At 54.3% G+C, this 15209-nt stretch carries 14 protein-coding genes; 13 read left to right on the top strand and 1 reads right to left on the bottom strand.

Going from position 1 to position 15209, the window contains the following annotated elements; all coding sequences use genetic code 11:
• Positions 1 to 6: 6 nt before the first annotated feature.
• The 9 genes from atpB (at position 7) to mgtE (ending at position 8182) form a co-directional block, all read left to right on the top strand.
• Positions 7 to 834 (top strand): F0F1 ATP synthase subunit A, encoded by an 828-nt coding sequence (gene atpB / locus A6R74_RS00350; RefSeq protein ID WP_064232458.1) that lies wholly within the window; start codon positions 7 to 9, stop codon positions 832 to 834.
• Positions 835 to 898: 64 nt separating this feature from the next.
• Positions 899 to 1126: a F0F1 ATP synthase subunit C gene (gene atpE, locus A6R74_RS00345; RefSeq protein WP_007112217.1), complete on the top strand. Its 228-nt coding sequence runs from the start codon at positions 899 to 901 to the stop codon at positions 1124 to 1126.
• 76 nt (positions 1127 to 1202) lie between these two features.
• Positions 1203 to 1673, top strand: coding sequence for a F0F1 ATP synthase subunit B (locus A6R74_RS00340; protein ID WP_064232398.1), 471 nt, complete (start codon positions 1203 to 1205; stop codon positions 1671 to 1673).
• Positions 1674 to 1684: 11 nt separating this feature from the next.
• Entirely contained in the window at positions 1685 to 2221 is a 537-nt protein-coding gene (locus A6R74_RS00335) for a F0F1 ATP synthase subunit delta (RefSeq protein WP_064232397.1), read from the top strand.
• A 16-nt stretch (positions 2222 to 2237) separates the two neighbouring features.
• On the top strand, positions 2238 to 3782 hold the full coding sequence (atpA, locus tag A6R74_RS00330; protein WP_064232396.1) for a F0F1 ATP synthase subunit alpha: 1545 nt from the start codon (positions 2238 to 2240) through the stop codon (positions 3780 to 3782).
• A 65-nt stretch (positions 3783 to 3847) separates the two neighbouring features.
• On the top strand, positions 3848 to 4735 hold the full coding sequence (atpG, locus tag A6R74_RS00325; RefSeq protein WP_064232395.1) for a F0F1 ATP synthase subunit gamma: 888 nt from the start codon (positions 3848 to 3850) through the stop codon (positions 4733 to 4735).
• Positions 4736 to 4809: 74 nt separating this feature from the next.
• Positions 4810 to 6189, top strand: coding sequence for a F0F1 ATP synthase subunit beta (gene atpD, locus A6R74_RS00320; RefSeq protein ID WP_007112222.1), 1380 nt, complete (start codon positions 4810 to 4812; stop codon positions 6187 to 6189).
• Positions 6190 to 6213: 24 nt separating this feature from the next.
• Positions 6214 to 6642 carry a F0F1 ATP synthase subunit epsilon gene (locus A6R74_RS00315; RefSeq protein ID WP_064232394.1) on the top strand — a complete coding sequence of 143 codons (429 nt, stop codon included), beginning with the start codon at positions 6214 to 6216 and terminating at the stop codon, positions 6640 to 6642.
• A 157-nt stretch (positions 6643 to 6799) separates the two neighbouring features.
• The gene (mgtE, locus tag A6R74_RS00310) at positions 6800 to 8182 is read left to right on the top strand and encodes a magnesium transporter (protein WP_064232393.1); all 1383 of its coding nucleotides are present in this window, start codon (positions 6800 to 6802) and stop codon (positions 8180 to 8182) included.
• Positions 8183 to 8258: 76 nt separating this feature from the next.
• Here mgtE and A6R74_RS00305 read toward each other — a convergent pair whose 3' ends face one another.
• Entirely contained in the window at positions 8259 to 9452 is a 1194-nt protein-coding gene (locus A6R74_RS00305; RefSeq protein ID WP_064232392.1) for a cation diffusion facilitator family transporter, read from the bottom strand.
• Between the two features lie 246 nt (positions 9453 to 9698).
• Between A6R74_RS00305 and A6R74_RS00300 the strand changes: the two genes are divergently transcribed.
• The 4 genes from A6R74_RS00300 to glmS all read left to right on the top strand — a co-directional run bounded on the left by A6R74_RS00300 (position 9699) and on the right by glmS (position 15139).
• On the top strand, positions 9699 to 10499 hold the full coding sequence (locus A6R74_RS00300; RefSeq protein WP_064232391.1) for an undecaprenyl-diphosphate phosphatase: 801 nt from the start codon (positions 9699 to 9701) through the stop codon (positions 10497 to 10499).
• A gap of 124 nt (positions 10500 to 10623) precedes the next feature.
• Positions 10624 to 11733 (top strand): FAD:protein FMN transferase, encoded by a 1110-nt coding sequence (locus A6R74_RS00295; protein ID WP_064232390.1) that lies wholly within the window; start codon positions 10624 to 10626, stop codon positions 11731 to 11733.
• A 1-nt stretch (position 11734) separates the two neighbouring features.
• Complete coding sequence (gene glmU, locus A6R74_RS00290) at positions 11735 to 13105, top strand: bifunctional UDP-N-acetylglucosamine diphosphorylase/glucosamine-1-phosphate N-acetyltransferase GlmU (RefSeq protein WP_064232389.1); 1371 nt, start codon at positions 11735 to 11737, stop codon at positions 13103 to 13105.
• 207 nt (positions 13106 to 13312) lie between these two features.
• Positions 13313 to 15139, top strand: coding sequence for a glutamine--fructose-6-phosphate transaminase (isomerizing) (gene glmS / locus A6R74_RS00285; protein ID WP_064232388.1), 1827 nt, complete (start codon positions 13313 to 13315; stop codon positions 15137 to 15139).
• Positions 15140 to 15209 lie beyond the last annotated feature (70 nt).

Here is a 15209-nt window from a genome sequence, read left to right as displayed (position 1 = left end):
ATGTCCATGGCCGCAGGAAACGAAGTCTCTTCGACTTACTATATCCAGCACCACTTGCAGAACCTGACCTTTGGCAACCACCCCGAAAATGGCTGGTCGCTGGCACACTCTGCTGAAGAGGCCCGTGAAATGGGCTTTTGGGCCATTCACTTAGACACCATGGGCTGGTCTATTGCCATGGGGTTGCTATTTATCTGGGTTTTCCGCAAAGCCGGTAAAATGGCGACTACCGGAGTACCCGGCGGGTTACAAAATGCGGTAGAGATGGTCGTTGAGTTTATTGAGAACCTTACTCGCGCTACTTTCCATGGCAAAAACCCGATGATTGCGCCATTAGCATTGACGCTGTTTGTGTGGATTCTGCTGATGAACACGCTGAAAATCATCCCGGTGGACTACTTCCCTGTGCTGTTCGCCAAGCTTGGCGTCGACTACATGAAGATTGTCCCAACGACTGACCCCAATGCCACGCTGGGCATGGCACTGGGTGTGTTTGGTCTGATTATTTATTACAGCGTTAAGGTAAAAGGTGCAGGCGGTTTCGCCAGAGAGCTATCGTTGACGCCGTTCAATCACTGGGCGCTGATTCCTTTCAACCTAGTACTCGAAATCATTGGCTTGCTCGTAAAGCCGCTAGGTCTCGGCCTACGTCTTTTCGGCAACATGTTTGCCGGTGAAGTGATCTTTATTCTGATCGCCCTGCTGCCGTTCTGGGCTATCTGGCTATTGGATGTGCCGTGGGCCATCTTCCACATCTTGGTGGTCACTCTGCAGGCCTTCATTTTTACAACGCTGTCGGTTGTCTATCTGAGCGCTGCACACGAACACCATTAACCTAGCAATAACGTTTTCATTAACCCTCAACCCTTAACCAAAACTTAAACTCAGGAGCTTCATCATGGAAATGGTTTATCTTTCAGCTGCCATCATCATCGGTCTGGGCGCACTGGCTACCGGCATTGGCTTCGCTCTGTTGGGCGGCAAACTGCTTGAGTCAACTGCTCGTCAGCCTGAACTGGGTGACCAACTGCAAACCAAAACCTTCATCATGGCCGGTCTGCTCGACGCCGTTCCGATGATCGGTGTTGGTATTGCGATGTACCTGATTTTCGTTGTTGCCGGTTAATGACAGCTAAGCCGAGCGCTAAGCGCTCGGTTTTGTTTCACTCCGGTCGCCACGAACTTGTCAGAGGTACATTCCTGTGAATATCAACATGACGCTAATCGGGCAGACGATCGCCTTCGCGATCTTTGTCTGGTTTTGCATAAAGTATGTGTGGCCTCCGATCAGCAACGCGCTTCATGAGCGTCAAAAGAAAATTGCTGATGGCTTGGATGCAGCCAGCCGTGCTAACCGCGATCTTGAGCTTGCTCAAGAGCGGGCAGAACAGACGCTGCGTGAAAGCAAGGAGCAAGCTTCGCAAATTCTTGAGCAGGCCAACAAGCGCTCTGCCCAGATGATTGAAGAAGCCCGCGAGCAAGCCCGTGCCGAAGGCGAACGCCTAGTAGCCAGCGCACGTTCAGAGATCGAGCAAGAAGTGAACCGTGCAAAAGACGAGCTTCGCGCCCAGGTCTCTTATCTCGCTGTTATGGGTGCCGAGCGTGTTCTTGAAGCTTCGGTCGACGAACAAGCCCATCGCAAGTTACTTGATGAGCTTGCTGCTGAACTGTAAGGAGGTGAATTATGGCGGAATTACTGACCGTCGCTCGTCCTTACGCTAAGGCAGCGTTTGAATACGCGCGTGATCATGAGGCGCTTGATAGCTGGTCACAGGCGCTGGGCTTTTTAAGCTTAGCGGTCGCTGACAGCGATGTTCGTCGTTTGCTGGGCAGTCCAAAACTTGAGAACGCGCAAAAAGTATCGCTGTTGGCCGATATGACACCCGGCGAGAAAGACGATGCTTTACAGCGTTTTTTAGATGTTTTGGCAGACCAAGGTCGTTTGATGTCACTTTCATCAATCGCTGTGCAGTTTGAGCACCTACGTGCCGAACACGAGCAGCGTGTTGAAGTGAACGTCACCTCTGCTTACAAATTAGATAGTAAGCAGAAGACCAAGCTAGCGAACGCGCTCAAGAAACGTCTGAATCGCGAAATCTCCATTACTACTCAGGTGGACAAGTCGCTTATCGGCGGTGTCATCCTGCGTGCTGGTGACACCGTCATTGACGGGTCAGTACGTGGTCGATTGAACCGCCTTTCCGAAGCGCTAACCGCTTGAGTCTGAGGGACATGGCATGCAGCAACTGAATCCTTCCGAGATCAGCGACATCATCAAGCAGCGAATTGAGAAGCTTGACGTCGCATCCGAAGCCCGTAATCAGGGCACCATCGTCACTGTTTCCGACGGTATCGTGAAAATTCACGGCCTCGAAGACGCGATGTTTGGTGAAATGATTGAATTTCCCAACAGCATTTTTGGCATGGTGCTTAACCTGGAGCGTGACTCCGTAGGTGCCGTAGTGCTGGGTGACTACCTGCAGCTTGAAGAGGGCATGACCGCCAAATGTACCGGTCGTATTCTCGAAGTGCCGGTAGGCCCTGAGCTGATTGGTCGCGTGGTCGATGCGCTGGGCAACCCCATCGATGGTAAAGGCGAGATTAACGCTAAAATGACCGACGCCGTTGAAAAAGTGGCGCCGGGCGTTATTACCCGTCAATCCGTTGATGAGCCAATCCAAACCGGTCTGAAGTCGATCGATGCCATGGTGCCGATCGGCCGTGGTCAGCGTGAGCTGATCATCGGTGACCGTCAGATTGGTAAGTCCGCCATTGCTATTGATGCGATCATCAACCAAAAAGGCAAAGGCGTGACCTGTGTCTACGTTGCCATTGGTCAGAAGCAGTCGACCATTGCCAACGTGGTGCGCAAGCTCGAAGAGCACGGCGCCATGGAGCACACTATCGTCGTCGCCGCTGGCGCTGCCGATCCGGCGCCGATGCAGTTCCTGGCTGCCTACTCTGGCTGTACCATGGGCGAATACTTCCGCGACCGCGGCGAGAACGCGCTAATCGTATATGACGATCTCTCCAAGCAGGCCGTCGCCTACCGCCAGGTATCGCTACTGCTACGCCGTCCGCCAGGCCGTGAAGCCTATCCTGGTGACGTGTTCTATCTCCACTCGCGTCTACTTGAGCGTGCTGCACGGGTTAACGTCGACTACGTTGAGAAGTTCACCAACGGCGAAGTGAAAGGCAAAACGGGTTCTTTAACCGCACTGCCGATCATCGAAACCCAGGGTGGCGACGTTTCTGCGTTCGTTCCGACCAACGTGATTTCTATCACTGACGGTCAGATCTTCCTGGAAACCAACCTGTTTAACTCCGGTATTCGTCCGGCAATTAACGCCGGTCTATCGGTTTCTCGTGTGGGTGGTTCGGCGCAGACCAAAATCATCAAAAAGCTTGGTGGTAGTGTCCGTCTGGCGCTGGCCCAGTACCGTGAACTGGCGGCGTTCTCGCAGTTTGCGTCTGATCTTGACGAAGCGACGCGTAAGCAGCTTGAGCACGGTCAGCGTGTCACCGAGCTGATGAAACAGAACCAGTACTCGCCGATGTCGATCGCGGAAATGGCGCTGTCGCTGTATGCCGCCAACGAAGGCTACCTGGATGATGTTGAAGTAGACAAAGTGTTGGACTTTGAGCGTGCGTTGCACGACTACATGAGGTCTGAACACGGTGATCTGCTCGACAAGATCAACCAGAGCGGCGACTACAACGGTGAGATTCAAGACAGCTTGAAGTCGGGTCTCGAGAAGTTCAAGGCGACTCAGAGCTGGTAATGTCTGGCCCGCCTGCGGGCGGGTTTGCATGCTTTCTGAGAGCCACGAACGAAGGGTAGATCGCTATGGCAGCTGCAAAAGAGATACGCACCCAGATCGGGAGCATTAAAAATACGCAGAAGATCACCAGCGCCATGGAAATGGTGGCTGCATCTAAAATGCGTAAAGCGCAAGATCTGATGAGAGCTAGTCAGCCTTACGCTAAGCAGATCCGTAATGTGGTCGGCCACATTGCCGACGCCAACCCCGAGTATAAGCACGACTATATGGTCGAGCGTAGCGAGGTTAAGCGTGTTGGCTACATCGTGGTCTCCACGGACCGTGGTTTGTGCGGTGGCTTGAACCATAACCTCTTCAAAGCCTTACTTAAACAGGCCAGTGAGTGGAAAAAGCAGGGTGCAGAGCAGGATTTTTGCGCTCTGGGCGCCAAGGCCAGCACCTTTTTCCGTAACTACGGTGGCAATTTGGTGGCGGCGAAGAGTGGTTTAGGGGAAGCCCCGACCGTTGAGGGGTTGATTGGCAGTATTAAGGTCATGCTTGAAGCGTACGATGAAGGACGTCTCGACCGGCTCTACGTGGTGCACAACGAGTTTGTGAACACCATGACGCAAAAGCCAGTGGTTCGTCAGCTTCTTCCACTGTCGCCTGATATGGGCGCAGACGCTGAGCAAGACGACGAAAACGCCCGTCCCGGAAGCTGGGACTACCTGTATGAACCGGATGCCAAGGCGTTGCTTGATAGCCTGTTGGTTCGTTTCATCGAATCACAGGTGTATCAGGCGGTAGTGGAAAACGGCGCTTGTGAACAAGCTGCCCGAATGATCGCTATGAAAAGTGCCACTGACAACGCAGGCGGCCTAATCGACGATCTGGAGATGGTCTACAACAAGGCCCGTCAGGCCGCCATCACCCAGGAAATTTCTGAGATCGTCGGCGGCGCTGCTGCCGTATAACGCCTAGGGAACTGCCTCTTTTAAGCGGTTCCCGGCAGACAGGTTTCATTTGCAGGTTTTAGAGAGGAACCAAGATGAGCGGACGTATCGTACAAATCATCGGCGCGGTGATTGACGTAGAGTTTCCGCGGGACTCTGTGCCCAAGGTCTACGACGCGCTGAAGGTCTCCGATGTTGAGACCATCCTCGAAGTCCAGCAGCAGCTGGGCGACGGCGTGGTGCGCACCATCGCCATGGGCTCCACTGAGGGCTTGAAACGTGGCATGGACACGACCAGCACAGGTGCCGCGATTTCCGTACCGGTAGGTAAGGAAACGCTAGGCCGTATTATGAACGTACTCGGCGAGCCGATTGATGAAGCGGGGCCGATCGGCGAGCAAGAGCGTATGCCGATCCACCGCAAAGCACCGGGCTATGCCGACCAAGCGGCGTCTAACGAACTGCTTGAAACCGGCATTAAGGTTATCGACTTGGTCTGCCCGTTTGCCAAGGGTGGTAAAGTCGGCCTGTTCGGCGGCGCCGGTGTCGGTAAAACCGTTAACATGATGGAGCTTATCCGCAACATCGCCACCGAGCACAGCGGCTACTCTGTATTCGCTGGTGTGGGTGAGCGTACGCGTGAGGGTAACGACTTCTATCACGAAATGACTGAATCCAACGTTATCGATAAGGTATCGCTGGTTTACGGTCAGATGAACGAGCCCCCGGGTAACCGTTTGCGCGTTGCATTGACTGGCCTGACCATCGCAGAGAAATTCCGTGATGAAGGCCGCGACGTTCTGTTGTTCGTTGATAACATTTACCGCTACACCCTGGCCGGTACTGAGGTATCTGCGCTGTTGGGTCGTATGCCGTCTGCGGTAGGTTATCAGCCGACGCTGGCTGAAGAGATGGGCGTTCTACAGGAGCGTATTACCTCGACGAAAACCGGTTCAATCACTTCCGTACAGGCCGTTTACGTCCCTGCGGATGACTTGACCGATCCGTCGCCGGCAACCACCTTCTCGCACCTTGATGCGACCGTGGTACTGGCGCGTTCTATCGCCGAACTGGGTATTTATCCTGCGATCGATCCGCTGGATTCCACCTCGCGTCAGCTAGATCCGCTGGTCGTCGGTGAAGAGCACTACGCCACCGCTCGCGGTGTGCAGAACGTTCTTCAGCGCTACAAAGAGCTTAAGGATATTATCGCTATCCTGGGTATGGATGAGCTGTCTGACGAAGACAAGCTGGCCGTTTCCCGGGCGCGTAAAATCCAGCGCTTCTTGTCGCAGCCGTTCTTCGTGGCCGAAGTATTTACCGGTTCACCAGGCAAGTATGTCTCACTGAAAGACACCATCAGTGGCTTCCAGGGCATTCTAGCTGGCGAATACGACGATATGCCGGAACAGGCCTTCTACATGGTCGGCTCCATCGACGAAGCCGTCGAGAAAGCCAACCAGATGAAGAAGTAATCCCGTCCATTAGGGGGATTCGCTATGGCGAATAGCTTTACTTGCAATATCGTCAGCGCTGAAGCATCCATTTTCTCAGGTACTGTTGAGCAGGTGGTTGCTTCCGGGATGATGGGTGACCTGGGTATTCTACCCGGTCACGCTCCGCTGCTGACCGAGCTTCAGCCGGGTCCGGTTCGCGTGATTTTTGATGATGGCAAGGAAGAGAACTTCTTTGTCTCGGGCGGTTTCATGGAAGTCCAGCCGGATGTGGTGACGATACTCGCCGACGCTGCATCGCGTGCCAGTGACCTCAACGAAGCCGCTGCAGAAGAAGCGCGTCAGCAGGCGCTGAAAGCCTTTAATGAGAAGTCATCGGAGCTCGATTATACTCGCGCTGCCGCTGAACTTGCCGAAGCCGTTGCACAGCTGCGAACGATTCAGCAGCTGCGTAAGAAGGCGGGTAAAGGCTAATACCCACGCGTTTGGCGTGTGTCCAACGCCCCTTAAACCCGTATTAGGGTTTAAGGGGCGTTTTTTTGTTTGGCAGTATGCTAGTAAGTAGGTGGAATTAAGCCGTATATGGAATTAAGTCGGCAGCACGACGTATGTAAGCGTGAAGGGGAGAGCCATGGCACTGAATGATGAAAGCCTGCAAGAATTAAAAGCCGAACTGCTCGACGAGCTGGCCAAGGAAGTGCCGAGTAAATCGGTGCTCTCTTTGCGTTTGGCCGAAACCCGCTCAGCGGATATCGGTGAAGTGCTCGAAGAGATGATTGAAGATGACGAAGAGCTGCCTGCGGCGCTCTTGCTGTTGGATATCCTGTCTGCCGAACGTGCTGCTAACGTGTTGGGCTATTTGCCCGGTGAGAGCCAGCTTGAGGTGGTCGGACAACTGGATGACAGCCAGGTACTGAAGCTGTTGGAAGAGATGAGTTCGGACGAACGTGCCGACCTGTTTAATCTGCTCAGTGAAGACCGCCGAGAGGCGCTATTGAGGCGCATGGCCCACCGCGAGCGTGAAGCTCTCAAGCGGTTAGCAAGCTACGAAGAGGGCACCGCAGGCGCCATCATGACCTCTGACTATGTCTCCATAGCCAGTGGCATGACGGTGTCGCAAGCAATGATGCGGGTGCGTCAAACCGCCCCGGATGCGGAAACGGTCTACCAACTGTATATCCTGGATAGCGATGGGCAACTGATCGGCACCATGTCGCTGCGCCAACTGATGGTGGCGCGCCCTGGTGCCATTGTCGATGACATTATGATCAAAGATGTTATCAGCACCGGGGTCGATAAAGCTCAGGAGGATGTCGCGCGTATAGTGGCGAAGTACGACCTTTTAGCCCTGCCGGTGATCGATGCAGATGACCGTATGGTGGGTATTGTGACCCACGATGATGCCATGGACGTAGCCGAATCCGAGGCCACCGAGGATTTCCATAAAGGGATGTCGATTGGCCAGCTAGAAGACGGCGTTAGCCGTGTGAAACTCTGGAGCCTCTACCGTAAGCGGGTGTTTTGGCTGGTTCTGCTGGTCTTCGCCAACCTGTTTTCAGGCGCCGGGATTGCCTACTTTGAAGAGACCATTGCTGCCCAGGTGGCCCTGGTGTTCTTTTTACCGCTGTTGATCGGTAGTGGCGGTAATGCTGGGGCCCAGGCCGCCACGCTAATGGTGCGCGGTATGGCAACCGGTGATGTAGGCGTCAAAGATTGGGGCAAGCTACTGGGCCGCGAGCTACTCGTCGCCGGATCACTAGGTATTACCATGGCCATCGCGGTAACGCCGATTGGCATCATGCGCGGTGGCGAGGCGCTGGCCATGGTGGTCGCCTTTAGCATGGTGGTTATTGTGCTGTTCGGCAGCCTGCTGGGGATGTGTCTGCCGTTTGTGCTGGAACGCTTTAAGGTTGACCCGGCAACCGCGTCGGCACCGTTGGTGACCACGCTGATTGATGCTTCTGGGGTAGTGATTTACTTCAGTATCGCCACACTCATGCTGTCCGGATTATAATAACTTTAGATTGTAATAACTTTAGATTGTAATAACTTTAGATTGTAAGCTAGCGGTTAAACCTAGTTTATCGAACCTAGCGCATCGAACTGCTGGCGGCGCGGGTAATAAACAGCACTTCTACATGACCGAGCCACTCAATATCGCTAGCCAGCGCTTTTAGCTGGCTGGCGAGGCACTGGGGCGGTTGATGCACCGCGTCATCGATGATCAGCGATACTGATACCTTATCGTCCAGGTAGTGCAACTGAAGCTCGTTTAGCGTGCGCCACACCGGGTGCTTATACCAGCGCGCATCCAGGGCGGCCTCCACTTCAGGGCGCAGCGGTAGGCCGGGAAGGCGGCTGGGGTCGCCCGCACCGGCGTCGTCTTCGGGGTCAACGTGGAAGATCACATCGGTCAGCGCGGGGAATTCATGGCGTAGGCGACGGCTCACTTCGTTGCCGATTTCGTGGGCTTCCGAGACGGTAATTTTTGGCCCCACCACCACGTGCAGATCGACCATCACCCAGCCCGCCGACTGGCGGGTGCGCAGGTCGTGCACGCTATCCACACCCGGCACGCTGCAGGCAACGTCGTGCATCTGATTTTGTACATCCACCGGTAGCGCAGTATCCACCAGCTCCCGCGCCGACTCCCACAGCAAGTCCAAACCAACCTTGCCGACCAATAAGCCCACGATGATGGCGGCCACGGCGTCCAGCCAACCCAAACCAAACTGGGCGCCCACCAATGCCACTAGAACCACGGCGGTGGATAGCGCATCGCTGCGCGAGTGCCAGGCGTTGGCTTCGAGTAATTTAGACTTTACCCGCTTGGCGACCCGCATGGTGTAGCGAAAAATCCACTCTTTGCTAAACAGTGCAATCACGGTAATAACGATCGCCACCGCGCCAGGAGCGTTAACGTCGGCCCCGCTAAACAGGCGATCCAGGCTCGACCAGGCAATCGCGCCAGCCACGAAAATCAGCACGCTACCGAGTAGCAGCGTGGTCAGCGTTTCGATTCGGCCGTGGCCGTAGTGGTGGTCTTTATCGGGTTCTTGACGCCCATAGTGAATGGCCGCCAGTACAAAGCCGTCGGTGACTAAATCAGACAGGGAGTGAATGCCATCGGCGATTAATGCCGCTGAGCCGACCATAAAGCCGATCGTGACTTTGACGATGCTCAACAGGCCATCCAACCACGCACCTATGTAGGTGACACGCTTAGCTTCCTGGCTAAGTCGCGCTTGGTCGTGAACCACTGGCGTTTCGATGGTCTGAGTCATGGCTACCTTGCAGGGACGCACGCATTCAATAGTCGCCTATTGTAGCGCACTCCTTATATCCTCTATAGCCTCCACTGCGTTCAAACTGTGAAACGGCTTTTTGAGAGTCAGTGGCGGATAGCGTCAGTAAAAGTGTGTCAGTAAAAGCGTGTCAGTAAAAGCAGTGGCGGACAACGAATAAGCGGATGTGTATCCTTAAGCGCCATTGCAAACCATCAAATTGTTTCTATTACACAGGATGTTTTTATGGATTGGCTCCAGGTGGTGGTGTTAGCGATTGTTCAGGGAGTTTCAGAATTTTTACCCGTTTCGAGCTCTGCCCATCTGATTTTGGTGCCCGTTCTGACAGATTGGCAAGATCAAGGCTTAGCCTTTGATGTGGCACTGCATTTAGGCAGCCTCTCCGCAGTTATCCTCTATTTCAGGCACGAAATTTGGCAAATGATCACCAGCAGCCTGGCTGCCATCGGTGGGAAGGGCATCAACGATGATGCGCGGCTCGCCTTTTGGGTAACGCTGGCGACCATCCCCGTGGGGGTTGTTGGCTTGCTGCTGCACGATGTTATTTCTGGCTATATGCGTTCTACATTGATTATCGGCGTTAGCTTAATTGGTTTCGGTTTATTGTTGGGCTACGCCGACTGGCGCAAACGGGGAACGCGTAGCGAATACCAACTGCGATTAAAGGATGTGCTGATTATTGGTGGTGCTCAAGCATTGGCGCTGATTCCCGGCACGTCGCGCTCGGGGATTACCATTACGGCGGCGCTCATGGTCGGGATGAGTCGAGAAGGGGCTGCGCGCTTCTCTTTCTTGCTATCGATTCCAGTGATTGTGTTAGCCGGTGGACTGGAAGCCATAGGCCTTGTTAATGCGTCGCAGTCGGTCGACTGGGCCGCGATGCTAGTGGGTACTCTGCTTTCAGGGGTAAGCGCGTATTTGTGTATCCACTACTTTCTGGTGATTATAAAAAAATTGGGAATGCAGCCCTTTGTGATTTACCGCGTGCTGTTCGGCGCCTGGTTGCTGTGGTTCTTTCATTTTTAAGCACTTCACTTTTAGGGCTTTAAGTTTAGGTAAGGCAATGATGAAAAAAATGAAACAGAAACTGGGTGGCGAACAGAGTCTGGCTGTTGAACGCAGTACAAGGTGGCGACGTGGATTGTCCGTGATGGGCGTTTTACTAGGCTTAGTGATAGCCATGGCTGGCTGCTCAGAGAGTGATCGTCCGCTGGAACCTCCGGTACGCTTTGAGGGTAATATTTTTGGCACCTTCTATCAGGTGACCATTATGGATCCGCTTACACAAGGCGAGTCCCTTGAGCTGGAAGCGGGTTTTAAAGCAGAACTGGAGAGCGTTGATCAGGCGATGTCCACCTACCGGGATGATTCAGAGCTGATCGCGTTTAATGAAGCCCCGTTAGGGGAGTGGCAGCCGCTCTCCAATGAACTTATTGAAGTGTTGGCGATCAGCCAGTCAGTGGCTGAAGCCAGTCACGGTGCCTTTGATATTACCGTGGGCGACCTGGTTAATTTATGGAGTTTTGGCCCTGGTGCAAGGCCTGAAGAGGTGCCCGCCGATGATGTTCTGGCCGAGCAGCTTGCTGAGGTAGGCTTTGATGCGGTGGAGGTCGATACGCAAAATATGCAGGCACGACGTATCCGCGATGTGTTTGTCGACCTGTCTGGCGTCGCGAAAGGCCATGCCACTGATAGGGTGGCCGCTTACCTTAATCAGCAGGGCATAGAGCACTACTTGGTGAATTTAGGCGGTGACCTAATTGCTCGTGGAGTGCGTGATGAAGAGGAACAGACACCGTGGCGAATTGGCATTGAGGTACCCGAGGATGGTGAGCAGCGAGCCCAGCATATCATTCCGCTAGAGAGTATGTCGGTGGCTACCTCCGGCGATTACCGCAACTATTTTGAAGTCGACGGCCAGCGCTTCTCTCACACCATTGATCCACGTTCGGGGCGGCCAGTCACCCACCAGCTTGCCTCAGTGTCGGTGTTCCATCCATCCAATGCTTGGGCGGATGCCTGGGCGACAGCGCTACTGGTGGTGGGCGAACCGGACGCTATACAGATGGCCCTCGAGAACAATCTCAAGGTACTCCTGTTGGTGCGCGACGGTGAGCAGTGGCGCAGCATTGCAAGCCCTGAATTTGTTAACTATTTCGGTGAAACACTGGTCAATGAATTGGGCATTGAATCATTTTCAATCTCTCCATCACCAGCCCCCGAGGCAGTGCCCGCCATCCAACCGGTAACAGGTGAATAACATGCAAGAACTGGATATTGTCATTCTCGCCGCGGGTAAAGGCACACGGATGCATTCGCAAATTCCTAAGGTGCTTCACCCCTTGGCAGGCAAGCCTATGGTGCAGCATGTGCTGGATACAGCTTCTGGGTTGCAGCCTGACAGAACCCATGTGGTGATTGGTCATGGCGCTGACCAGCTGCGCGAAGCGCTGACAGACAATGCCGTGCAGTTTGCCGTCCAGGCCGAGCAGAAGGGCACTGGGCACGCGGTGGCTCAAGCGCTTGAGCAGTTGGGGAGCGGCAAGGTGTTAGTCCTTTACGGTGACGTTCCCTTGCTGCAGCGGGAATCGCTGAGCGAACTATTAGCCTATGTGGATGAGCAGCACATGGGGCTATTAACGGTAACGCTAGCTGACCCCACTGGCTATGGGCGGATCGAGCGCAATGAGGCGGGCGATGCCGTGGCGATTGTTGAGCAAAAAGATGCCAGCAGTGCCCAGCTTGCTATCACCGAATGCAATACCGGCATTATGGCCATGACCAGCGCCCAGCTAAAACGCTGGTTACCGCAACTTTCCGCTGAGAACGCGCAGGGCGAGTACTACTTGACCGATGTGATCGCCATGGCTGCAGATGAGGGCATCAAAGTTTGCACTGTCCAACCGGCCACCACCGTTGAAGTGGAAGGCGTCAACAACCGGGCACAAATGGCTCGCTTGGAGCGTTTTTATCAGCGCCAATTGGCCGATAAGTTAATGGCGCAGGGGGTGGCCCTTGCTGACCCTGAACGTCTCGATGTGCGTGGGCGCCTGACCTGCGGCCACGATGTGTTTATTGATGTGGGCTGCGTGTTTGAAGGCGACGTTGAGCTAGGCGAAGGCGTGCGGGTTGGCCCTTACTGCGTGATTAAAAACAGCACTATTGGTGCCCAGAGCGTGGTAGATACCCATAGCGTGATAGAACGCACCGTGGCTGCGGGCCTCAACCAGATTGGCCCCTTTGCCCGGTTACGCCCCGGCACGCGGCTAGCGGTAAAAGCCAAAGTGGGCAATTTTGTCGAAACCAAAAACGCCGATGTGGGTGAGGGCAGCAAGATTAATCACCTAAGCTACGTTGGGGATGCACGCTTAGGACGGGATGTGAATGTGGGAGCAGGCACCATTACCTGTAACTACGACGGGGCTAATAAGCACCATACTGAGATTGGTGATAATGCCTTTATTGGCTCGAATTCTGCGCTGGTGGCGCCTGTCACCATAGGCAAAGGCGCCACTGTCGGGGCAGGTTCCACGATTGCCAAAGATGTCACCGATTACGCCCTGGCAGTCACCCGTAGTCGCCAGCTAGAAAAAATTGACTGGTTGCGCCCTTGCAAGCACGAAGAGCCATAGTGCTGATAGCAAGCGCTTAAAGTAAGTTTTTAAAATCGCTCTAAAGCAGTTCTAAAAGAGTTTTTAAAAGAGCTCTTAAAAGAGTCCTTAAAATAGCCCTAAGCATCATTAAAAAGCCGTATTTATATTCGCAGGCGGTTGATTTACCGTTCTGCGGATTGGTAGAACTTTTGTAAGGGCTCTGGTTAATAACCTAGGAGAGTAGCTATGTGTGGCATTGTGGCCGCCGTTGCCCAGCGCAACGTCCAAGAAATTTTATTAGAAGGACTGAGGCGCCTGGAGTATCGCGGCTACGATTCGGCCGGTATGACAGTGTTCAGTGACGGCGTATTAACTCGCCACCGGGCGCTTGGTAAAGTCGCGGCGCTGGCTGCACAGCTGGAGGCCTCGGCACTACCGGGTTTGTCGGGGATTGCCCACACTCGCTGGGCCACTCACGGTAAACCCTCTGAGGCCAATGCCCATCCGCATCATAGCAGTGATCAGATTGCCGTTGTTCATAACGGTATTATTGAGAACTACGAACACATAAAAGATAGCCTGCAGCGTAACGGTTACTCGTTCAGCTCCGAAACCGATACTGAAGTGATTGCTCACTTACTCGCTGAGAAGCTGAAAGATGGATTCAGCCTGTTTGCTGCTACCCAACAGATCGTAAACGGTTTAGGCGGTGCTTACGCGTTGGGTGTGATGAGCGCCAAGGAGCCGGGTGTGGTGGTCGGTGCTCGCCAAGGCAGCCCGCTGGTAGTCGGTGTAGGTATTAACGAAGCCTTTTTAGCTTCTGACCCGCTGGCGCTACTGCCGGTGACCGATCGCTTTATTTACCTTGAAGAGGGCGATTTGGTTGAGCTTCGCGAGCAGGGCACCATTCGCATTGTGGATCGCGACGGTAACGACGTAAAGCGTCCTATTCATACCTTTGAGCACGGCGATGGCGCGGCTAGTAAGGGCGAATACCGTCACTATATGCTTAAGGAAATCTTTGAGCAGCCAACGGTTATCGAGGCAGCATTAGAGGGTCGGCTGAGCGCCCAAAGCGTGTTGGTCGAAAGTTTTGGCCCGGATGCCCAGGCGCTTTTCCAGCGTACTCGCCATGTGCATATTATTGCCTGCGGCACCAGCTATCATGCAGGGCTAGTGGCGCGATACTGGCTAGAGCGTTACGCAGGCGTACCGGTGCAGGTCGAGGTTGCTTCTGAATATCGCTACCGCCATCCGGTGGTGCCTGAAGGTACGCTGTTTATCAGCCTCTCCCAATCCGGCGAGACCGCCGATACACTGGCCGCGCTTCGCTTCGCTAAAACCCTCAACTATGTAGGCTCGCTGGCGATCTGTAACGTGCCGGGTAGTTCGCTGGTGCGTGAGTCGGATATTACCCTTATGACCCGCGCAGGCCCTGAAATTGGTGTCGCCTCGACCAAAGCCTTTACCACCCAGCTGGTAGCGCTAATGCTGCTAACGCTTTCGGTGAGTAAAGCCAAAGATCAGGCTGAATACCCGGATATTATCGCTGCGCTGCGCTCGCTGCCCGAGGTGTGCCAGCAGGTGCTGGCGCTGGATAGCCAAATTGAAGCGCTTTCCCAGGCGTTTGCTGAAAAACATCACGCGCTGTTTCTGGGGCGCGGTGCCCACTACCCGATTGCCCTGGAAGGCGCACTTAAGCTCAAAGAGATCTCCTATATCCATGCCGAGGCTTACCCCGCCGGGGAGTTAAAGCATGGCCCGCTGGCGCTGGTGGACAGCGAAATGCCAGTGATTTCGGTCGCCCCCAACGATGACCTGCTGGAAAAGCTTAAATCCAACCTTCAGGAAGTCCGCGCCCGCGGCGGCCAGCTGTTTGTGTTTGCCGATGAGAGTGTGGGGATCGACGCCCAGGAAGATATTCGTGTACTGACCCTGCCCCACATCCACGAAGCGCTGGCGCCGCTGCTGTATACCCTGCCGTTACAGCTGTTGAGTTACCATGTGGCGGTCTTAAAAGGCACCGATGTCGACCAACCTCGCAACCTAGCCAAAAGTGTCACGGTGGAGTGATTGAGGCGTCAGACTTTCGTTTTAGTTAAACCCATAAAAATGCTTTACAAGATGCGGCGATAAGTCGCAT

It is taken from the genome of Halomonas sp. ALS9 (assembly GCF_001651035.1).
Lineage (GTDB): Bacteria > Pseudomonadota > Gammaproteobacteria > Pseudomonadales > Halomonadaceae > Vreelandella.
Note: the sequence above shows the minus strand (reverse complement) of the source record. Positions and strands in the feature narration are given on the sequence as shown.